Origin of the sequence: Bradyrhizobium tunisiense (assembly GCF_042263385.1) — a bacterium.
GTDB lineage: Bacteria > Pseudomonadota > Alphaproteobacteria > Rhizobiales > Xanthobacteraceae > Bradyrhizobium > Bradyrhizobium tunisiense.
The window spans coordinates 119,436-139,250 of the sequence record NZ_JBHLEV010000002.1; the positions used below are offsets into that span (position 1 = coordinate 119,436).

18 protein-coding genes are annotated in these 19,815 nt (G+C 65.2%); 13 read left to right on the top strand and 5 right to left on the bottom strand.

The features are described from left to right. The first annotated feature begins 57 nt into the window (after positions 1-57). The 3 genes from ACFDR6_RS07940 to ACFDR6_RS07950 all read left to right on the top strand — a co-directional run bounded on the left by ACFDR6_RS07940 (position 58) and on the right by ACFDR6_RS07950 (position 2,288). On the top strand, positions 58-1,536 hold the full coding sequence (locus ACFDR6_RS07940; RefSeq protein WP_375857978.1) for an aldehyde dehydrogenase: 1,479 nt from the start codon (positions 58-60) through the stop codon (positions 1,534-1,536). 151 nt (positions 1,537-1,687) lie between these two features. Continuing rightward, on the top strand, positions 1,688-1,939 hold the full coding sequence (locus tag ACFDR6_RS07945; RefSeq protein ID WP_375857979.1) for a hypothetical protein: 252 nt from the start codon (positions 1,688-1,690) through the stop codon (positions 1,937-1,939). A gap of 109 nt (positions 1,940-2,048) precedes the next feature. Further along, positions 2,049-2,288 carry an SMP-30/gluconolactonase/LRE family protein gene (locus ACFDR6_RS07950; protein ID WP_375858541.1) on the top strand — a complete coding sequence of 80 codons (240 nt, stop codon included), beginning with the start codon at positions 2,049-2,051 and terminating at the stop codon, positions 2,286-2,288. 226 nt (positions 2,289-2,514) lie between these two features. On the opposite strand, the gene ACFDR6_RS07955 is transcribed toward ACFDR6_RS07950, so the two are convergent. The 4 genes from ACFDR6_RS07955 to ACFDR6_RS07970 all read right to left on the bottom strand — a co-directional run bounded on the left by ACFDR6_RS07955 (position 2,515) and on the right by ACFDR6_RS07970 (position 6,942). Next, on the bottom strand, positions 2,515-2,913 hold the full coding sequence (locus tag ACFDR6_RS07955; RefSeq protein ID WP_375857980.1) for a LysR family transcriptional regulator: 399 nt from the start codon (positions 2,911-2,913) through the stop codon (positions 2,515-2,517). A gap of 837 nt (positions 2,914-3,750) precedes the next feature. Then, the gene (locus ACFDR6_RS07960) at positions 3,751-4,791 is read right to left on the bottom strand and encodes a class II aldolase/adducin family protein (protein ID WP_375857981.1); all 1,041 of its coding nucleotides are present in this window, start codon (positions 4,789-4,791) and stop codon (positions 3,751-3,753) included. 10 nt (positions 4,792-4,801) lie between these two features. Further along, complete coding sequence (locus ACFDR6_RS07965; RefSeq protein WP_375857982.1) at positions 4,802-5,665, bottom strand: TIGR01459 family HAD-type hydrolase; 864 nt, start codon at positions 5,663-5,665, stop codon at positions 4,802-4,804. Next, the gene (locus ACFDR6_RS07970; RefSeq protein WP_375857983.1) at positions 5,662-6,942 is read right to left on the bottom strand and encodes an FGGY-family carbohydrate kinase; all 1,281 of its coding nucleotides are present in this window, start codon (positions 6,940-6,942) and stop codon (positions 5,662-5,664) included. Before ACFDR6_RS07970 ends, ACFDR6_RS07965 begins: the two co-directional genes overlap by 4 nt. Positions 6,943-7,100: 158 nt before the next feature. Between ACFDR6_RS07970 and ACFDR6_RS07975 the strand changes: the two genes are divergently transcribed. From ACFDR6_RS07975 to ACFDR6_RS08020, 10 genes are all read left to right on the top strand, one after another. After that, on the top strand, positions 7,101-8,114 hold the full coding sequence (locus tag ACFDR6_RS07975; RefSeq protein WP_375857984.1) for a sugar-binding transcriptional regulator: 1,014 nt from the start codon (positions 7,101-7,103) through the stop codon (positions 8,112-8,114). A 13-nt stretch (positions 8,115-8,127) separates the two neighbouring features. Further along, on the top strand, positions 8,128-9,567 hold the full coding sequence (locus ACFDR6_RS07980; protein ID WP_375857985.1) for an ABC transporter substrate-binding protein: 1,440 nt from the start codon (positions 8,128-8,130) through the stop codon (positions 9,565-9,567). A 155-nt stretch (positions 9,568-9,722) separates the two neighbouring features. Beyond that, a complete protein-coding gene (locus tag ACFDR6_RS07985) occupies positions 9,723-10,649 on the top strand; it encodes a carbohydrate ABC transporter permease (protein WP_375858542.1) in 927 nt (308 codons plus the stop codon). A gap of 16 nt (positions 10,650-10,665) precedes the next feature. Continuing rightward, a complete protein-coding gene (locus tag ACFDR6_RS07990; RefSeq protein ID WP_375857986.1) occupies positions 10,666-11,523 on the top strand; it encodes a carbohydrate ABC transporter permease in 858 nt (285 codons plus the stop codon). Positions 11,524-11,527: 4 nt separating this feature from the next. Beyond that, positions 11,528-12,634, top strand: coding sequence for an ABC transporter ATP-binding protein (locus ACFDR6_RS07995; protein ID WP_375857987.1), 1,107 nt, complete (start codon positions 11,528-11,530; stop codon positions 12,632-12,634). A gap of 22 nt (positions 12,635-12,656) precedes the next feature. Beyond that, on the top strand, positions 12,657-13,772 hold the full coding sequence (locus ACFDR6_RS08000) for an ABC transporter ATP-binding protein (RefSeq protein ID WP_375857988.1): 1,116 nt from the start codon (positions 12,657-12,659) through the stop codon (positions 13,770-13,772). Beyond that, positions 13,769-15,349 (top strand): FGGY family carbohydrate kinase, encoded by a 1,581-nt coding sequence (locus tag ACFDR6_RS08005; protein ID WP_375857989.1) that lies wholly within the window; start codon positions 13,769-13,771, stop codon positions 15,347-15,349. Before ACFDR6_RS08000 ends, ACFDR6_RS08005 begins: the two co-directional genes overlap by 4 nt. Then, a complete protein-coding gene (locus ACFDR6_RS08010; protein WP_375857990.1) occupies positions 15,342-16,382 on the top strand; it encodes a 2-hydroxyacid dehydrogenase in 1,041 nt (346 codons plus the stop codon). Before ACFDR6_RS08005 ends, ACFDR6_RS08010 begins: the two co-directional genes overlap by 8 nt. Positions 16,383-16,401: 19 nt before the next feature. After that, positions 16,402-17,160: a class II aldolase/adducin family protein gene (locus ACFDR6_RS08015; protein WP_375857991.1), complete on the top strand. Its 759-nt coding sequence runs from the start codon at positions 16,402-16,404 to the stop codon at positions 17,158-17,160. Beyond that, positions 17,160-18,668, top strand: a complete 1,509-nt coding sequence (locus ACFDR6_RS08020; protein WP_375857992.1) for a glycerol-3-phosphate dehydrogenase — start codon at positions 17,160-17,162, stop codon at positions 18,666-18,668. Before ACFDR6_RS08015 ends, ACFDR6_RS08020 begins: the two co-directional genes overlap by 1 nt. Before the next feature lie 166 nt (positions 18,669-18,834). On the opposite strand, the gene ACFDR6_RS08025 is transcribed toward ACFDR6_RS08020, so the two are convergent. After that, on the bottom strand, positions 18,835-19,809 hold the full coding sequence (locus tag ACFDR6_RS08025; RefSeq protein WP_317240058.1) for a tripartite tricarboxylate transporter substrate-binding protein: 975 nt from the start codon (positions 19,807-19,809) through the stop codon (positions 18,835-18,837). Positions 19,810-19,815: the final 6 nt, after the last annotated feature.

The following is a 19,815-nucleotide window of genomic DNA, read 5'->3' on the forward strand; positions in this document are numbered from 1 at the left end:
GCCAAACGTCCCGTCCGGATGAGACAGGCAATTCGCCAGTTGCGGAGACAATCGACTATGCCAAAGAAGTACGGAATTGCCATTGCAAACGAGACGGTCAGTGCGCCGAACCAGGAATGGTTCGCGGCCATAAACCCCTATACCCGCGAGGAATGGGCGCAGGTCGCACAGGCGACCCCTGTACAGGTCGGCGACGCGATCGCGGCGGCGCGACGGGCCTATGATTCCGTCTGGAGCAAGACCACGGGTCTTGCCCGCGCGACCTTGCTGAACAAGCTCGCCGATCTGCTCGACGCGCAGGCCGAGCGCATCGCCGTCATGGAGAGCACCGACAACGGAAAGATCATCCGCGAGACGCACGGGCAGATGCACTTTGCCGCGCGCGCCTACCGGTTCTTCGCTGGCTGCGCCGACAAGATCTTCGGCGATACCATTCCGCTCGACCAGCGCGATGTGTTCGACTTTACGCGCCGCGAGCCGATCGGCGTTGCGGTTCTCATCACCGCCTGGAATTCGCCGATGGGCCTGCTCGCCAACAAGCTTGCGCCGGCACTGGCGGCGGGCAATTGCGTCGTCATCAAGCCGTCCGAGCATGCGTCAGTGACGACGTTGGAGTTCGCCGAGCTGGTCCGGGAGGCGGGCTTCCCGGCGGGGGTCGTCAATGTTGTGACAGGCGATTACAGGACGGGGCAGGCGCTGCTCGCGAGCGGCCGGATTGACCGCGTCAGTTTCACGGGAAGCCCGAATGTCGGCCGCCAGATCGCGGCGGCCGCGGGCCGGTCCCTTGTCCCTGTGACGTTGGAGTTGGGCGGCAAGTCTCCCAATGTCATCTTCGAGGACGCCGATCTCGACAAGGCGACGGTCGGGGCTCTCGCCGGCATTTTCGGTGCGACCGGGCAGACCTGCATCGCCGGCTCGCGGCTCCTCGTGCAGCGTCCCATTCACGACGAGATCGTGAACCGTCTGGTCGCCCGGGCGCACAAGATCAGGCTCGGCAATCCCCTGGATAAGGCGACGGATATGGGTACCGTGGCGAACGAGCCGCAGTTCGAGCGCATCCTCAAATGTATCGGCGATGCGCAAAGAGAGGGGGCGATTCTCGCGTGCGGCGGAAAGCCAGCGACAGGCGATGCGCTTGGCAACGGCCTGTTCATCGAGCCGACCATCTTCACGGGCGTGGAGAACAAGATGGCGATTGCCCAGGAAGAGGTGTTCGGACCCGTGCTCTCGATTATTCCCTTTGACACGGAAGACGAGGCGATCGGCATCGCTAACGACAGCAAATATGGCCTGGCTTCCGGGATCTGGACCACGAACCTGTCGCGCGGCTTGCGGGTGTCGCGGGCTGTCCACGCCGGAACGGTCTGGGTGAATACCTACCGCGCCTCCAGCGCGATGGCGCCGTTCGGCGGGTTCAAGGAGTCCGGCTTCGGCAAGGAGCGCGGCGTCGCGGCGTTGGACGAGTTCCTGCAGACCAAGAACGTGATGATCGATTTCTCCAACGAGGAGCGCGATCCGTTCGCCCTCAAGATGTGAGCGGCGTGGCCGTCGAACGGCGCCCGCGACTCATCTGGCACAAGGACAAGAGCAACTTTGCCCGTCCCAGCGGTCGCGCCGAGGACTACACCACGGGCCGCATCGAGCGGGTCGATCTCGACACCGGCGCGGTGCGGACTCTCTACGAGAGTTGCGGTGGAACGACATCGTCTTCGACGACAAGGGCGGCTTCTGGTTCACGGACCTCGGCAAGACCTATGACCGCCTGATGGACCGCGGCGCGGTCTATTACGCAGGCGTTGACGGCTCGATGATCAAGGAAGCGATCTACCTGATCATGACGCCCGAACGGCGTCGGGCTGTCGCCGGACGGGCGCACGCTCTATGTCTCGGAAACCGAGACCAGCCGGGTCTGGAGCTAAACGATCACGGGCGAAGGTGAGGTTGCGCCGGAGCCTTGGCCGTCGCCGAACGGCGGCCGGCTGCTGCACGGGCTGCCGGGCTATCAGCGTTTCGATTCGCTGACCTGACCGTGGAGGCCGGTTGGCAACATTTGCGTTGCAACACTTGTGCGCGGCGGCATCAGCGTCTTTTCGCCGGATGGTCGGCTGATCGAATTCCACGAGGCCGACGAGGTCTATTGCACCAACATCTGCTTCGGCGGCGCGGACATGCGCACGGCCTTCATCACGCTCTCGGGCACCGGGCGACTGGTCGCCGTGGACTGGCCGCGGCCCGGTCTTGCCCTCAACGACCCCCGCACGCGCGGCGGTAGGGCGCGACCCCACTGATAAACCTCCCACCCCCGTGTACCGCAGCGACGGATTCATCGCGGGCGAGGGGAGATCTGCGGTTCGTGACAGTCGGCAGCGGGACCGAGAAGACGGCACCGATCATCGGTTCCAAGGAACGTCGGCGCAGGGAATCGGACCGACGCATGCTTCGTGCGGCGGTGGCGCTGATCTGCAAGCATGGCACGGCCGGCGCGAGCCTCGCCGATATCGGCGTCGAAGCCGGTTACAGCCGTCGTCTTCCGGTGCAGCGGGCGATCTCGCGCGCCACATTGTCGTAGATCTTCATCGACACGTTGGGGTAGGCCGCGCTGAAATCTCGCAGCATGCGCGGGAGCTGATAGGCCGTAATCGTCGGCAGGCATCCGATGGTGACGCGTTCGACCTGGTTGGCGCCGTGTGTGCGAACGCCTTCCAGCGTGTCAGACAATTCGTCGAGCAGCGCGCAAGCCTTCAGCAGCAGCTCGAGGCCGACTGCAGTGAGCGAGACCTGCCGCGTAGTGCGCACGATCAGTGCCGCGCCGAGGTCCTCCTCGAACTTCTTCATCCGGTGGCTCAGTGCCATCTGCGACAGGTTGAGATGAGCAGCGGCGCGCAGGAAGCTGCCGCGCTCGGCCACGCTCACGAAGGCCTGCAAGCCCAGAAATCGATCCGCCGAATGGCGTGATGTCGTCCATTCGGATGTTCGAACGCTATCGCCCTGGCACTCTAGATCCGCTTGCGGTTCAACAGAAATATTCAGGTCGATTCGAGAGCCTCCTTACGCCAACAATTGCCGACGATTTGTCTCGAAGTATTCGATGAGTTCGTCGAGTTCATCTTGCGTGGGCCGCCGGTCGCGCTCTTTGCTCTTTCCCAACAGATTGAGGTGAGTTAACGCGACACGTGCGAGGCGTGCTTCTTCGGAGGACTTGAACGCGCCAGTTTCCCGATACCAATTGAGTGAAAGTCGCCACGCATGTGCATTTCGGCTTTTCGGTGCACCATGTGTGCACCGGGGGTCAAACGGGGTGCAAACGTGTACAGCTTCGGCTGGTTTGGAGTGCACACATTTTCCTTCCATCCCCTTGATGAGGGGACAGGGTAAACGATTGAAACATCGAGACTATCGCTTTTCCGTCGCCCCGATGGCGAATTGGAGCGAGTGTTCAAGTTTTTCAATCGGTTAAAGGGCAGCGTGTGCACGACGTGTGCACCGGGAGGCCAAAGAAAATCTCATCACGGCCAAGATGAGCAGACCTTCTGAGAAGCACGCGGGCGGCTTCAGATCGGCGGACGACTACAAGCCGACGTTTCCAACGGCGACGAAGAGGGCTGCGTCGCGCTATTCGTCGCTCCGCGCCTATTGCCGCTCGCCTCGGACGCCGAGAATGGTGTTGTCGTTCACCAGTAGTGTAGTGGACAATAGGGCGACCCCGACGAGGCCGCGCAGGGTTCGTAACCGGAAGTCAGGATTGTTAGTTCAGTCGGCTCCGCGGGTCGCGGTCAGTTGCTGGCGATATCGCTCGGCATCCCAATTCACCAACGCAGACTCATTATTCTGAGTTAGATAGCGGATCTGCGCAGTGAGAGGCAAACGGCAGGTCACCAGGGCGAGACAGCTCAGCATCGCCTCGGCGCCGTCGCTTGCATCCTTGCGAACGACGCAGCCGAGGCCTGGAATGAGCAGTGCGACCGGATGCGGCAGCCCATCCGCCCGCACTCGCGATGTCAGGGCGCGAAGATCCTCGCCTCGTTCCAGCACGGGTAAGCCCGGGCCGAGGAAGACCACATGGTCCGGATAGAGCGAACCGCTGGTCGCAATCGCGCGGCTGTAAGGGTCGATAGCGACGCTATGGCATTGCGGATCTTTTGGCAGGCGATACGCCGTGCCAGCGCAGATTGAGAGAAGCGCGCCGTGATCCGGGGGAATTGCGGAGCGTGGCGCGAGCGCAAGGCGCCTCTCGACCTGGTTCACCAGCGCCTCTGCCGCAGCGCTGGTCTCGGCGCCGACCACCAGCCCGTGATTGCCGAGGATGAGCACATCCGCTTTGTCCTGTGCCAGCGCGTCGTTCACGACCTTGGCCAGCGGCAGTCCCGGATGATGATAGTCCAGCCATTGCCAGGCCAGTCCCTCCAGTCGCTTCGCAAACTCCTCTCGCGCGTCGATCCGCACCGCCCATGCAATGGTGTTGACCGAATGCACATGCAGCACGACCGTGTGCGGCATCAGCGCGTGCAGCGAGGTCTCGATCGAGGCGCGCAAGGCCGTGGCGGCGTCGGTCGCGAGGGGAATACTTTCGTCGCCTTGCGCGAGCGCCGCGCGTGCCGCGCCGAGCGATACCGGCACGAAGATGTCCTTGTGCTCGGCATCCGCAAGCCAGGTGCCGGAGGCCTTTACCCAGAGCAGGTCATCCCGCTTGATCGAGGAGTTGCCGCCGGCGCCCTGCACCAGCAGAATATTGCGGCCGACGCGCGCCGACATACGACGAAGCTCGTGGAGCAGGGCAGGTTGCTGTTGCATCGCACGCCTCTCACCAGGCCAGATGATCCATTGTCCAGTGCGGCATCGGCACAGCCGCGACGGGCGGCCCTCGTACCAATTCACCCGGACCAGTCCGCGTCTCATTCCGGTGCACGCCGGATCTGAGCAGCAGCGTCAGCATGCCGGCCCTGGCGGCGCCGGCCACGTCATGGTCGAGGCTGTCACCGATCATCAGCACGCGCGCCGGCGCCGGCTGGCCGAGCCACTCGAGCGCCGCGGCAAAGATCGGCGCGTGCGGCTTGCCAACATAGGTCACACGGCCGCCCAGCGTCGCGTAGAAGCGCGCCAATGCGCCGGGCGCCGGGATCAATCCGGTGGCGCCGAACATCGCGAGATCGGGATTGGCGCACAGCATCGGCAGGCCGCGTGCAACGGCCGCGGTCAGGCACGCGCGCCAGTATTCGGGCTCGGCGACGGAGTCGTCGAGACCTGCGAGCAGGATGAAATCGGCTTTCCCGATGTCGGTGACGAGATCGAGGTCGAGCCCGTCGACGATCGCCTTGTCGCCGCCGCGCGCGATCAGGAAGCAGCTCTGCCCAAGTCCGATGAAGGGCTCCTGCGCGCGCGCCTTCAGGCCGTGCCACGTGACTTCGCCTGATGTCAGGATGCCGTCATAGGCCTCCGGGGAAAGACCGAGCGAGGCAAGTCGCGCCGCATTGCTGCCGGAGCGCTTGCCGGAGTTCGACAGCACGAGGATGCGCTTGCCGGCCTGGCGCAGTCGCGCAACGCAGTCGCGCGCCTGGGGAAAGATGGCCTGACCCTTGTGCAGCGTGCCCCATTGATCGAGCAGCACGTGATCGAAGCGGCCCGCGATCGTGCCGAGACCTTCGATGTCGATGATGTCGGCTGTCATGGCGGGGCGCCTCGCAGTGCGAGCAGCGCCGCGCCGTAACTGGCCTCCGTCTCTTCAGCGACGGTGACGGCAACGCCGAGGGCGCGGCGCCTGATCTCGGTCCAGGCCGCGTTCCTCGCCCCGCCACCAATGCTGACGACGCGCCGCAGCTTTGGTGCTCCAAGCTCGGCCAGGCGCCGATAGGCGAGCGCTTCGATCCCCGCGATGCCTTCGAGCAGCGCCTGGAAGAAGCGGTGATCGTCCGAAGGGCGCGGCGCCACCTTTGCCGGCAGAGCCGGATCGGCGATTGGAAAGCGTTCGCCGGGCTTGGGAAGCGGATAGTAGTTGAGCCCGGTCGGCACCTCCGGCTGCAATCGCGGCGTCATTCGTTCGATATCGGCGGCCGTGAAATGCGCGAGCAGCGCGCCGCCGCCGGAATTGGAGGCGCCGCCGGCGAGCCAGCGCTCGCCCAGCCGGTGCGAATAGACGCCTTGATCGGCGGCGAAGATCGGCCGCGTCGCCAGCAGCTTCACCACCAGCGTCGTTCCGAGCGAGGTGACGGCATCGCCGGGCGTATCGGCGCGGGTGGCGATAAAGGCGGCGACGCCGTCGGTGGTGCCGGCAGCTATGCGCGCCGCCGGCGACAGGCACAGCGCCGTCGCGACAGCGGAATCGATCTCCGCAAATGGGGTTCCCGGCACCAGCACCTTCGGCAGCAATTCACGGGGCACGCCGAGCGCGTCGAGCCAGGCCGGCCAGCCGCGCGTCACGGGATCGTAGCCGAGCTTCAGGACGTTGTTCTCGTCGCTGATGCCGTGATGTCCGGCGAGCCTTCCTGCGATCCAGTCGGCCTGATGCACGGCAAAGCGCGCGTGTCCGGCCTCGCCGCGGCCCGACAGATACAGCAGCTTCGCCAATGCGCTGCTCGCGCCATGTGCGCCGCTGTCCGAGGGGGCCACTGCCGCAATGCGGACGGCTTCGGCTGCCGCTCGCGCGTCATTGTACATCAGCCCCGGCGTGCAGGGCCGGCCTGTGGCGTCGATGAGCAGCAGCGTTCCCGACGTGCCGTCGACGCTGACGCACTCGACAGCCCCGAGATCGACAATGCGGCCGAGCTTGCCGATCGCGGCCGCCGTCGCCTTCCACCAGAGTTCCGGATCCTGGTCGATCGCTTGGCCATTCTGGCGTGGCGCGGGAAGGGGCGCCGATTCCATGCCGAGCTTGTCACCGCGCGCATCGAGGGCGCAGGCGCGAACGCCGCCCGTTCCGACGTCGATGCCGAGGAACACGCCTGTCATTCGACCTCCTCAGCGTGAGCGATGCGTGCCCGGCAAGATTGCACCGCAGCACGTTTGGGGGATTGACGTTCCAACCCGTCTCTGCAATTTTTTGCAAGACGTGAAGAAAATTGCAAGAGGGCTTTTCCGGCGTGGCGATACCTTCCGACAGGCTGCCGATGGTTGACGGTGAGGCGTCGCTCGCAACGCGCGCGGCGTGGCTGTACTTCGCCGCCGGGCTGACCCAGTCCGAAGTCGCCGACCGCCTCAACATCCAGAGCACCAAGGCGCATCGGCTGATCGCGCGTGCCAGCCGCGAGGGCATGATCCGCGTCTTCGTCGAAGGTCCTGTGGCCGAATGCGTCGCGCTGGAGAACACGCTGGTCGAGCGCTACGGCCTTGCCTTCTGCCGCGTCGCGCCCGATCTCGGCGAGGGCGAGCTGCCACTCAGGGCCCTTGCGCTCGAAGGCGCGAGCTTCCTGCGGCAGAACCTCGAACGCGGCGAGGACAAGATCATCGGCGTCGGGCATGGCCGCACGCTCGCAGCGGTAGTCGAGCAGTTGCCGCAGACGCCGGCGCGCAGCGTGCAATTCGTCTCCCTGCTCGGCGGATTGACGCGGAAATTCGCCGCCAATCCGTTCGACGTCATTCACCGGCTAGCGGAACGCACCGGCGCGGAGGCTTATCTCCTGCCGGTGCCGGTGTTCGCCAATTCGGTCGCCGACCGCGCGGTGTTGATGAAGCAATTTGGCATCGCGGAGGTGTTCGCGCTCGCGCGCAAGGCCTCGCTCCTGTTCGTCGGCATCGGACAGATCCATGCCGAGGGCTTCCTGGTCTCGAGCGGCATGATCAGGCCGGACGAGGTTGTCGAATTGAAGCGCGCCGGCGCCTGCGCCGACCTGCTCGGGCATTTCTTCAACGCCAACGGCGAGCTGCTGGACATCGACCTGTCGGCGCGTGCGACCTCGATGGAGGGCGCGGACCTCAGGAAACACCGCATCGTCGCCATCGGCGGCGGTCTCGCCAAGGTGACGGCGCTGCGCGCGGTGCTGCGCAGCGGCCTCCTGCACGGTCTCATCATCGACGAGGTGACCGCACAGGCCCTCGCAACCGACAAGCTGGCGGCGACATCCGGCAAGGGCAAGACCAACAAGACCAAGAACAAGCGACAGAAGGGAAGTAAACGCGCATAACGGGAGGTTACCCATGCACGATCGCGAGAAGAATCTGTTCGACTCCTACGCCGCCAAACGCATCAGCCGGCGTGATCTGCTGGATGGCGCCGCCAAGCTCGGCATCGCCGGCGTTGCTGCTAATGCGGCCTATGTCTCCGCAATGTCGCGGGCCATGGCGGCGGACTTCAACTGGAAGGCCTATAGCGGCAAGACGGTCAAGCTGCTGTTGAACAAGCATCCCTATGTCGATGCGATGATCGGCGATATCGAGGCCTTCAAGGCGCTGACGGGAATGAACGTCGCGTACGACATCTTCCCGGAGGACGTCTATTTCGACAAGGTCACCGCGGCGCTGTCCTCGAAATCGGACCAGTACGACGCCTTCATGACCGGCGCCTATATGACCTGGACCTACGGTCCGGCCGGCTGGATCGAGGATCTTAACGCCTACATCAAGGACCCCGCAAAGACCAACCCGGCCTTCGCCTGGGACGACGTGCTGCCCGGCCTTCGTTCCTCGACGGCATGGGACGGCGTTGCTGGCTCCGAGCTCGGCTCGGGCAAGGCCAAGCAATGGTGCATCCCGTGGGGCTATGAGCTCAACAACATCACCTACAATCGCAACATCTTCGGCAAGGTCGGCGTCAAGCCACCGAAGAATCTCGACGAGCTGCTCGACGTCGCCGCCAAGATCACCAAGGATGCGGGCGGACCTTACGGCGTCGGCGTGCGTGGCTCGCGATCGTGGGCCACGATCCATCCCGGCTTCCTCTCGGCCTATTCGAATTTCGGCCAGAAGGATTTCGTGATGGAGGGCGGCAAGCTGAAGGCCGCCATGAACACCAAGGCCTCCAAGGAGTTTCACGAGAAATGGGTCAAGATGATCCAGACCTCGGGGCCGAAGAACTGGTCGACCTACACCTGGTACCAGGTCGGCACCGATCTCGGCGCCGGCGCCTCCGGCATGATCTTCGACGCCGACATTCTCGGCTACTTCATGAACGGCGGCGAGAACAAGGAGAGGGGCAATCTCGGCTATGCGCCGTTCGCGGCCAATCCGGCCGCCAAGGCGCCGACGCCGAACGTCTGGATCTGGTCGCTCGCGCTCTCCAGCTTCTCCAAGCAGAAGGACGCGACCTGGCTGTTCATGCAATGGGCGGCCTCGACCGAGCACGATCTGTTCGGCGCCCGCAAGATGGATTTCGTCAATCCGGTGCGCGCGTCGGTCTGGAAGGACAGCGAATTCCGCGATCGGATCGCAAAGTCCTATCCGGGCTATCTCGAGCAGCATGATCTGTCCTCGCCGGGTGCCAAGATTTACTTCACGGCCCAGCCGCTGTTCTTCGACCTGACGACGGAATGGGCGGCTTCGCTCCAGAAGATGGTAGCCAAGGAGGTCAGCGTCGACGAGGGACTCGACAAGCTCGCCGACAGCATCAACCGCCAGCTCAAGCAGGCAGGCCTTGGTTGAACGGCCTTGGTTGAACAGCCTTGGCTGAGTTTGCCGCCTACGATGCCTTGCGTGGCGCCCATTCCTCCGCGCCACGCCAACTCGCCGGTTCGGAACGCCCATCTGGTCCGGGCCGGCGAGTTGAAGCCAATGCGTGATCCCGTATCATCATGAGCATGGTCCAGTTGTCCCAGACGAATGTGCTGCAGCGCCGCACCACGAGGCTGCGCGGGCGCATGCTGCCCTATCTGCTAAGCCTGCCGGCCCTGCTGGTCTGCATCGCCATCCTCGTGCCCTTCGTGACGGCGGCGATCTATTCGCTCCAGCGCTACCGGCTGAACCTGCCTCATCTGCGCGGCTTCATCGGGGTCGACAATTACATCGACTTTCTCTCCGATCCCGCCTTCTGGAACACGCTTCGCATCTCGCTCACCTATACCGCCTTGACGGTGGTGCTCGAGCTGCTGCTCGGTCTCGGCATTGCCCTGCTGCTGCGACGTCCGACGCGCTTTCACAATGCGGTGTCCATCGCGCTGCTGCTGCCGTTGATGACGGCGCCCGCGATCGCGGCGCTGATGTGGAAGCTCATGACCAACCCGAGCTTCGGCATTCTGTCCTATCTCGTCAGCCTGCTCGGCGTGCACGACTTCAAATGGGCGTCCGATCCTTCGAGCGCATTGTTCACGGTGGTGCTGGTGGACGTCTGGGTCTACACGCCCTTTATCATGATCCTGCTGCTGGCGGGCCTGCGCTCGCTGCCGCGGCAGCCGTTCGAGGCCGCAGCGCTCGATGGTGTCCCGGCCACCTTCGTGTTCTTCCGCATCACGCTGCCGATGCTCGCGCCCTACATCATCACGGCGTCGCTGTTTCGCCTGCTGGATTCGATCCAGCAGTTTGACATCATCTATGCGATGACGCAGGGCGGTCCCGGTGACCGGCTGATGGTGTTCCAGGTTCAGGCCTATCTCGAATTCTTCCAATACACCAATGTCGGCCGTTCGGCGGCATTGCTGATGATCCTGTGGCTGATCACCAATATCCTGTCGAACATCTTCATCAAGAACTGGCTGCGCCTACGGGCGCGCGCCCACGGCCACGCGTGAGGCACGGGAGGCGGCGATGGATCACTCCAGTTTCGCAGGGCGCATCTTCCGAGGCATGGCGCTCGCGCTCGTGCTCGTGTTCTTCATGTTTCCGATCGTCTGGATCTTCCTGATGTCGTTCCAGGCCAACGAGCAGATCCTGCGGATTCCGCCGCACATCCTGTTCGAGCCGACGCTGACCAATTATCAGGCCCTGATCTCGGGGCAGCTGCGGACCGCTGCCGGCAATCTCGAAATATCCTTCATGCGTAACCTCGTGAACAGCTTTGCGCTGTCGAGCGCTGCCGTGGTGCTGGCCCTGCTGCTTGGTGTGCCCGCGGCCTACGCCTTTGCGCGGTTCAAGTTCCGGCTCGGCGAGACCATCGCCTTCACGCTGCTGTCGTTCCGCTTCGCGCCGCCGCTGCTGGTGCTGTTGCCGCTGTCGCTGTACTACCAGCAGCTCGGCCTCAACGACACCTATTTCGGCATCGTCTGGGTCTATCAGCTCATCGCGTTGCCGCTGATCCTGTGGATCGTGCGCGGCTATTTCGAGGACATCAGCCCCGACATCGAACATGCCTATCGCCTCGCTGGTCATACCTGGCGCGAGGCATTCACGCGGATCGCGGTGCCGCTCGCAGGACCTGGCATCGCGGCAGCCGGCCTGCTGTCCTTCATCTTTTGCTGGAACAATTTCGTGTTCGCGCTGATCCTGGCCTCGGCCGACAAGCAGCCTGTGACCGTGGGGGCGCTGGCGTTCGTCACGGCGTCGGGCATTCAGTACGGCCAGATCGCAGCCGCGATCGTGCTCTCGGTCACGCCGACCCTGCTGCTCGCGCTGTACGCGCAGCGCTATCTGGTCGAAGGTCTGTCGCTCGGTGCGGTGAAAGGCTGACAGCATGGCGCGTCTTGAACTCAACGCCGTCGGCAAGTCGTTCGGCCCGGTCCGCTGCGCCGAGGATCTTTCGCTGGCGGTCGAGCCCGGCGAAATCGTCGCGGTGTTCGGTCCGTCCGGCAGCGGCAAGACCGTGCTCCTGCGCATGATCGCGGGCATGTTCGAACCGGACGAGGGAGACATCCTGGTCGGCGGTCGATCGATCGTGGGCGCGCCGCCCGAGCAGCGCGGGATCGGCATGGCCTTCCAGAACTTTGCCCTGTTTCCCCACATGAGCGCGCAGAACAACATCGCCAGCGGCCTGCGAGCCAAGGCGGGCGCCGCGGAGGTGGCGAGCCGGGTCAAGTCGATCAGCCGGCTGCTGAAGATCGAGCATGTGCTCGGCCACAGGCCGCGCGAATTGTCGAACGGGCAGAAGCAGCGCACCGCGCTCGCGCGCGCCCTGATCGGCAACCCGGATGTGCTGCTGCTCGACGATCCCTTGCGCAATGTCGATGCCAAGCTGCGCTACGAGATGCGGCTCGAATTGCCGAGCCTGCTGCGGCGGAGCTCGGCCTCAGTCCTCTACGTCACCCAGGACTATCGCGAGGCGATGGCGATCGCCGACCGGATCGCGGTGCTGGTCGACGGCCGCCTGGTGCAGGTCGCGCGTCCCGAGGAGATCTATGCCAGGCCCGCGTCGGTTGCGGTCGCGCGCCTGTTCGGCGATCCCAGCATCAATCTCGCGGAGGTCGAGCCGGTCGCCGCGCAGGGCGGGCTCAGCGCGCAGGTGGCGGGGACGCCCGTGCGGCTCGACGCCGCCGATCGCGCGATCGCCGATCACGGTCCGTGCTGGCTCGGCGTGCGTCCGGATGATCTCGTCATCAGCCGCCAAGCCGGCGAAAACGCCCTACCTGCGCGCATCGTCGCGGTCACGCCGATGCATGAGAAGGCCGTGCTGCTGCTGCGCTTCGCGGACGGATCCGAGTGGCTCGCCGCCCTGCCGCAGGGCTCGGCCATGGCGAGCGCGGAGGACGGGGTCTTCGTTCGCTTCGCGCCGGAGGCGGCGCTTCTGTTCGACCGTGCAACGGGTCTGCGCGCCGGACTGTCGCATCGACGGCAGGCGGCATGAGGAGAGCGGGATAGGCATGGGCATGCTCGAGATCAGCAAGGTCGACAAGGTCTATCAGAGCCGCGGCAAGCCGCCGGTCCATGCGGTGCGCGCGCTCGACATGGAGGTCGGCAAGGGAGAGATCGTCGCGCTGCTGGGCTCGTCGGGCTGCGGCAAGACCTCGACCTTGCGGATGATCGCGGGCTTCGAGAGCGTCACCTCGGGGGCGATCACGCTCGGCCGGCGCCGGATCGACCAATTGCCGCCGGCGAAGCGCAGGGTGGCGATGGCCTTCGAAGGCTATTCGCTCTATCCGCCGCTCACCGTGCGGGAGAACATCGCCTTCGCCCTGAAGGCGCAGCAGCTCTCGCATGCCGAGGTGACCCGGCGTGTCGAGGCGATCGCGCAGCTGGTCGAGATCGCCGATATCCTGGACAGCTATCCGCGCTCGATTTCCGGGGGGCAGCAGCAGCGTGTCTCGCTGGCGCGCGCCCTGGTGCGCGATGCCGATCTGTATCTGCTGGATGAGCCGATGGGCCAGCTCGAGCCGCAGCTGCGCGCGGTGCTGCGCGGACGGATCAAAGGCTTGCTTGCCGAGCGCGGCATGACGGCGATCTTCGTCACCCACGATCAGACCGAGGCGAGCGCGCTTGCCGACCGCATCGCGGTCATGGAGGATGGCGTGCTTCAGCAGTTCGCCGGCGAACGGGAGTTGAAGGATCATCCGGCGAACCTGTTCGTTGCGAGCTTCATCGGCGAGCCGCCGATGAACCTGCTCGAGACCGAGGTGGCGCAGGCCGATGGCGGTTTTCGTCTCTCGATCGGTGCGGATCTCGCGTTCAGCTTGGAAGGGCAAACGCTCGATGCTGCCGCCGGCCGCGCGCTCGCGCAGAGCACGCGCCTGTGCGTCGGCATAAGACCGCAGAGGATCGCCGTCGGCAGCGGCGATGTGCGCGTGCGCGTCGTCTCCAACCAGTGGCTGGGCGACCAGTCGCATGTCGCAGGCGAATGCGACGGCCGCCTCCTCATCGCGGTGACGCCGAACAAGATCACAGCGCGGCCCGGGGACATCCTGCCGTTCGCGCTGGAGGCACGGCATCTTCATTTGTTCGGCGCCGACGGCAACTGCATTCACCATGCGGAGGCAGCCCGACCATGAGCATCTTGCCTGGCCGCGACGTCATCATCGGCATTGATGCCGGCACGTCCCTGATCAAGACGGTCGCGTTCACGCGCGACGGGCGGCAGCTCGGCGAATACGCGCTGCCGAACAGCTACACGACGTCAGTCGGCGGCCATGTCGAGCAGGACATGGCGCGGACCTGGAACGACACAATTGCCGCCCTGCGCGGCCTGGCGGTGGCGGTTCCCGATCTCGCATCGCGGCTCGCCGCCATCGCGGTGACGGGGCAGGGCGACGGCACCTGGCTGATCGATGATGACGGCCGTCCCGTCGCGCCCGCCTTGCTGTGGCTGGATTCCCGCGCGGCCGGCCTCGTCGAGCGGATCCGCGACAGCGAGCGCAATGCGGCGCTCTATCGGCGGACCGGCTCGGGGCTCAATGCCTGCCAGCAGGGACCGCAACTGGCCTGGTTGCAGGCGCATGCGCCCGAGACCCTGTCTCGCGCCCGCACCGCCTTTCATTGCAAGGACTGGTTGTATTTCCTGCTCACCGGCGAGCGTGCGACCGATCCGTCGGAGGCGACCTTCTCCTGCGGCGATTTCCGCAAGCGCCGGTTCGACGCCGAAACCGCGCGCCTGATCGGGATCGCCGATTGCATGACCCTGTTTCCCGACGTCGTCGACGGTGTCGTGACCACGCATCCGCTGAACGCCGCCGCGGCGCGCGAGATCGGCCTGCCGCAGGGCGTTCCGGTCTCGCTCGGCTATGTCGACGTGATCTGCAATGCGCTGGGGGCGGGACTCTACGATCCGGCGCCCGATGTCGGCTGCACCATCATCGGCTCGACCGGCATGCATATGCGCCTCGCGCCCAGCGCCGATGCGGTGGTCCTCAATGCCGAGGCCACCGGCTATACCATGCCGTTTCCGGTCTCCGGTCATTATGCGCAGATGCAATCGAACATGGCGGCGACGCTGAATATCGACTGGCTGCTTGACCTCGCACGCGATCTGCTCGCCGCCGAGGGTATCGCGCGCTCGCGCGCCGATCTGATCGGACGGCTCGATGAGCGCGTCATGCAAGCGCACCCCGGCGAACTCTTGTTCCACCCGTTCATTTCCGATGCCGGCGAGCGCGGCCCGTTCGTCGCGCACGAGGCTTGCGCGCAATTCCTGGGGTTGCGCACCCGCCACGGCTATTGGGATCTGATGCGGGCGGTGATGGAAGGGCTCGCCTTCGCCGCCCGCGATTGCTACGCCGCGATGGGCGCGCTGCCGCGCGACCTGCGCATCACCGGCGGCGCCGCGCGCAGCCGCGCGCTGGGCGCGATCCTTGGCGCTACGCTCGAATGCAACGTGCGCGTCTGTAGCCGCGGCGAGGCGGGCGCTGCGGGCGCCGCCATGATCGCGGCGGTGGCGACCGGCCTCTATCCGGACATGACGGCCTGTGCGGATGCGTGGGTGCGGCCATATCTTGCGACGCCGCAAACGCCGGACGCGGCATTGGCGTTGCATTATGGACGGCTGTTTCCGGCCTATCTGAATGCCAGGCTCGCGGCGCGGCCGGTCTGGAAGCAACTCGCGGCCGTGCGTGCGGGAGCCGGCCATGCCTAGCAAGATTGCCATCGTCGGGGACCGCTTCATGCTGCCGAAGGTCTTCGCCGAACGGATCACGGCAGCCTGTGGCAACGCCATCGACATCCGCGTTCTGGAGCAGCCATGGCCGGACGAGCCGATGGAGCATGGCTATGCCGGCTCCAAGCTCGACGGACTGAAGGAGTTCATGGGCGATCCCGATGAGATCGTGAACTTCATCGGTGACGCCGCATTGCTGGTGACGCATCTTGCGCCGGTCTCGCGATCGATGCTGCAGCGCCTGCCGGGCCTCAAATTCATCGCGGTCTCGCGCGGTGGCCCCGTCAATATCGACATGCAGGCCGCGCGCGACCACAGGGTGCTCGTGGTCAACACGCCTGGCCGCAACGCCAGCGCCGTGGCCGAGTTCACCATCGGCGCGATTCTCGCTGAAACGCGCCTGATCCGCAGCGGCCATGAATCCCTGCGCGGCGGCGAATGGCGCGGCGACCTCTATCGCGCCGATCGCACCGGGCGCGAGCTCGGCGAGATGACCGTCGGCATCGTCGGCTATGGCGCGATCGGCACCCGCGTCGTAAAGCTGCTCAAGGCGTTCGGCTGCAAGATCCTGGTGACCGACCCCTACGTCCAGCTCAGCGCGCAGGATCGTAATGACGGCGTCGAGCATGTCGGCCTCGGCGAGCTCCTGGCGCGCGCCGACGTGATCAGCCTGCATGCGCGCGTGACCGCCGAGACCACCGGCTTCATCGATCGCGCGGCGCTGGCGCAGGTCAAGCCGGACGCCATCTTCATCAATACGGCGCGTGGCCCCCTGGTCGACTACCAGGCGCTGTTCGAGGCACTGTCTGCCGGACGGCTCGGCGGGGCCATGCTCGACACTTTTGCCGTGGAGCCGGTCCCCGCCGACTGGCCGCTGCTGCAATTGCCCAACGTCACGCTGACGCCCCATATTGCGGGAGCCTCGTTGCGCACCGTCACCATTGCCGCCGATCAGGCGGCGGAAGAGGTTCGCCGCTATCTTGCCGGCGAGCCGCCGCTCAATCCGTGCTGAAGACGAAAGGTATCTTGCCATGACCCGCGAGGAGCGACAGTTGCGCGAGGCGATCATCGCCAAATGTCGGTGGATGAACGCATCGGGCCTCAATCAGGGCACGTCGGGCAACATCTCCGCCCGCTACAAGGACCGGATGCTGATCACGCCGTCCGCGACGCCCTATGACGCGATGAAGCCGGAGATGATCGCCGCGATGCCGCTCGATCGCGACGACGGCTCCTGGGACGGGCCGTTGAAGCCGTCGACCGAATGGCGCTTTCATCTCGACATCATGCGCGGCCGTCCCGATGTCGGCGGCGTCGTCCACACCCATTCGACCTATGCGACCGTGCTCGCGATCGCGCGCAAGCCGATCCCGGCTTGCCACTACATGATGGCCGCGTTCGGCGGCAATGACATCCGTTGCGCCGGCTACGCGCGCTACGGCACGGCGGAATTGTCGGAGCTGGCGCTCGCCGCGCTCGAAGGCCGCAACGGCTGCCTGCTGGCCAATCACGGCATGATCGCAGTCGGCGCCAACCTCGACAAGGCGATGTGGCTGGCGGTCGAGCTCGAGACCATCGCGCGCCAATATTATCTCTCGCTTGCATTGGGATCGCCGCACATTCTCAGCGAAGCCGAGATCGCCGACACCGCGAAGGGATTCTCGACTTACGGCCTCCAGCAGCCCGAAGGTTCCAAGTCCAGGGCTTCCAGGCCGAAGCCGGGCAGGGCGGCCGCATCGGCAAAGGCGGCAGCGCGGCAACGGGTCGAGAAGAAGCGCAGCAGGACGTGATGACCGGGGCTGCGCCGCACGCGGGCAGGGATCACGGGCTGGTCGACATCGCGATCATCGGCGGTGGCATCAACGGGGCCGGCATCGCGCGCGATGCCGCGGGCCGCGGCCTGAAGGTTCTGCTGTGCGAGAAGGGCGATCTTGCCGAGGGCACTTCGTCGCGCTCGGGCAAGCTCGTTCATGGCGGGCTGCGCTACCTCGAATACTACGAGTTTCGCCTGGTGCGCGAAGCCTTGATCGAGCGCGAGGTTCTGCTCGCCTCCGCGCCGCACATCATCTGGCCGATGCGTTTCGTGCTGCCCCACTCGCCCGAGCAGCGGCCAGCGTGGCTGGTTCGCAGCGGGCTGTTTCTCTATGACCATCTCGGCGGTCGCAAGCATCTACCGTCGAGCCGTGGTCTCGATCTCACGCACGCGCCTGAGGGCGCGCCGCTGCGCTCCGAGTTTCGCCGCGGGTTTGAATACTCGGATTGCTGGGTCGATGACGCCCGGCTCGTGATCCTCAATCTGGTTGATGCCGCGCACAACGGCGCGATCATCCTGCCCCGCACCCGCGCGTTGCGTGCGCGCCGGGAAGCGGGCTTATGGCACCTGGAGATGCAGGGAGATGACAGCGGCACGCAGATCGTCCGGGCGCGAGCGCTGGTCAATGCCGCAGGTCCCTGGGTCCAGGACGTCGTCCAGAGTGTCGCCGGGCTGAACGCCTCGCACAATGTGCGGCTAGTCAAGGGAAGTCACCTGATTGTACCAAAATTCTGGAGTGGGCCGCAGGCCTATCTGCTCCAGAACGCGGACCGTCGCGTGATCTTCGTCAACCCTTACGAGAAGGATCTGGCGCTGATCGGTACGACGGACGTCTCCTATGACGGCGGCGTGGAAGACGTCGCGATCGACGAGGGCGAGATCGCCTACCTGTTCGGCGTCCTGCGCCGTTACTTTCGCGCCCCGCCGGACGAGCGGGAGATCGTCCATTCATTTTCCGGCGTCCGGCCACTATACGACGACAATACCGAGAACCCCTCGGCGGTGACGCGCGACTATGTTTTCGAGGTTCACGGCGCAGATGGCGTGCCGCCGCTGCTCTCGATCTTCGGCGGCAAGATCACGACCTACCGCCGGCTCGCGGAACAGGCGTTGCAGCGTCTCACGCCGTGGTTCCCGACCATGGCGCAGGCCTGGACGGCGGGACGGCCGCTGCCGGGTGGCGACATCGGCCGTGACTTCGATGCCTTCATCGTCCAGCTTGCGCGCGAATATCCCGATCTGCCGTCCAAGCTGGTCCACCACTATGCCCGCCTGTACGGCACGCGGGCGCGCGAGCTGCTGGGTCCCGCCCGCGTGTCGGCCGATCTCGGCCGGCATTTCGGCGGAGACTTCTACGAACGCGAGGCCATGTTTCTTCGCGAGACCGAATGGGCCAGGGTGCCCCAGGACTTTCTGGATCGGCGCACCAAACATGGCCTGCATTTGACGATGGCGCAACGGGACGCATTTGCGAGCTTTATCTAACCCGTCGGCGCCATGCCCCTCAAGTAATTTCAGTCAGTTAGAAGGCCGCGTGTGCACCGATAGATCAAGAAAAATCCATCATTAGTAAGCTTTTGGCGATCGGCCTTTGAGCGATCGAGCGCTATCGCAGCATGTAGAGAGGCATCCGCCTCTCCGACGCTGGCGTCTACTGCGGATCGATTCCAGCGGCTTTGATGATCCGTCCCCATTTGCCGATCTCGGCTTTCAAGAACGCTTCGAGCGCTTCCGGCGTCGCGCGCTCGGACTCGACGGGAGTCATGCTGAGCTCGGCAAAGCGGCTGATCAGTGCGGGGTCCCTCAACGCCGCCTGCAGCGCGGCGACGAGATGGTCCATCACCGGTTTCGGCGTCCCCTTCGGCGCGTAGAGACCATACCAAGTCGTCACGTCGAATTCGGGAACGCCGGCTTCCGTGGAGGTCGGCACCTCAGGCAGCGTCGCCACCCGCGTTTTGCTGGTAATGGCGTAGCCCTTGATCGTGTTCGACTGGATGTACGGCGTTGGACCGGTTGCGGGATCGCAATAGACGTCGATATGGCCGGCGATGACGTCATTGAGCGCTGGTCCGCCGCCCTTGTAGTAGATCGGCGTGAGTTTGGTGCCTGTAGCGTTCATGAACATCAGGCCGCAGAGCTGCGAGGCTGAGCCGAGGCCGACATTGCCGAAAGTGACCTTATCGCCGGCCTTGCGGATCTGCGTGATGAGCTCGCCGAGGTCCTTGGCGGGATAGTTCGGCCGCGCGACCAGGATCATCGGCACGTCGGTGACGAGCCCGATTGGGGCGAAGTCGCCGACCGGATCGAACGGCAGCTTGGCGTAAAGGGCAGGGGCGGTGGCCTGGCCGACATGCATCAGGAGCAGCGTGTAACCATCGGGGGGTGCCTTGGCGACGCGGTTGGTGCCGAGCGTGCCGCCGGCACCGACGACATTTTCTATAACGACGGACTGTTTCAGCGTTGCACTCATGGCGCCGCCGAGGATCCGCGCGATCACGTCGCCCGGTCCGCCGGCGGAGAAGGGCACGATGAGCGTGACCGGACGTGAGGGATAGTCGTTCGCGACGGAAGCGCCGCAGGGTGTGAGCAGGACAAGCAGGATCAGCGATCGTACGAGATACGGCATCGAACA

Bases quoted from the DNA above. Each gene is read 5' to 3' on its own strand.
- ACFDR6_RS07985 (WP_375858542.1), top strand. From the start codon at position 9,723: ATGGTCCAGTTGTCCCAGACGAATGTGCTGCAGCGCCGCACCACGAGG.
- ACFDR6_RS07960 (WP_375857981.1), bottom strand. From the start codon at position 4,791: ATGCAACAGCAACCTGCCCTGCTCCACGAGCTTCGTCGTATGTCGGCG.
- ACFDR6_RS07965 (WP_375857982.1), bottom strand. From the start codon at position 5,665: ATGACAGCCGACATCATCGACATCGAAGGTCTCGGCACGATCGCGGGC.
- ACFDR6_RS08000 (WP_375857988.1), top strand. From the start codon at position 12,657: ATGCTCGAGATCAGCAAGGTCGACAAGGTCTATCAGAGCCGCGGCAAG.
- ACFDR6_RS08015 (WP_375857991.1), top strand. From the start codon at position 16,402: ATGACCCGCGAGGAGCGACAGTTGCGCGAGGCGATCATCGCCAAATGT.
- ACFDR6_RS08010 (WP_375857990.1), top strand. From the start codon at position 15,342: ATGCCTAGCAAGATTGCCATCGTCGGGGACCGCTTCATGCTGCCGAAG.
- ACFDR6_RS08025 (WP_317240058.1), bottom strand. From the start codon at position 19,809: ATGCCGTATCTCGTACGATCGCTGATCCTGCTTGTCCTGCTCACACCC.
- ACFDR6_RS07940 (WP_375857978.1), top strand. From the start codon at position 58: ATGCCAAAGAAGTACGGAATTGCCATTGCAAACGAGACGGTCAGTGCG.
- ACFDR6_RS07990 (WP_375857986.1), top strand. From the start codon at position 10,666: ATGGATCACTCCAGTTTCGCAGGGCGCATCTTCCGAGGCATGGCGCTC.
- ACFDR6_RS07995 (WP_375857987.1), top strand. From the start codon at position 11,528: ATGGCGCGTCTTGAACTCAACGCCGTCGGCAAGTCGTTCGGCCCGGTC.
- ACFDR6_RS08005 (WP_375857989.1), top strand. From the start codon at position 13,769: ATGAGCATCTTGCCTGGCCGCGACGTCATCATCGGCATTGATGCCGGC.
- ACFDR6_RS07980 (WP_375857985.1), top strand. From the start codon at position 8,128: ATGCACGATCGCGAGAAGAATCTGTTCGACTCCTACGCCGCCAAACGC.
- ACFDR6_RS07975 (WP_375857984.1), top strand. From the start codon at position 7,101: ATGGTTGACGGTGAGGCGTCGCTCGCAACGCGCGCGGCGTGGCTGTAC.
- ACFDR6_RS07970 (WP_375857983.1), bottom strand. From the start codon at position 6,942: ATGACAGGCGTGTTCCTCGGCATCGACGTCGGAACGGGCGGCGTTCGC.
- ACFDR6_RS08020 (WP_375857992.1), top strand. From the start codon at position 17,160: ATGACCGGGGCTGCGCCGCACGCGGGCAGGGATCACGGGCTGGTCGAC.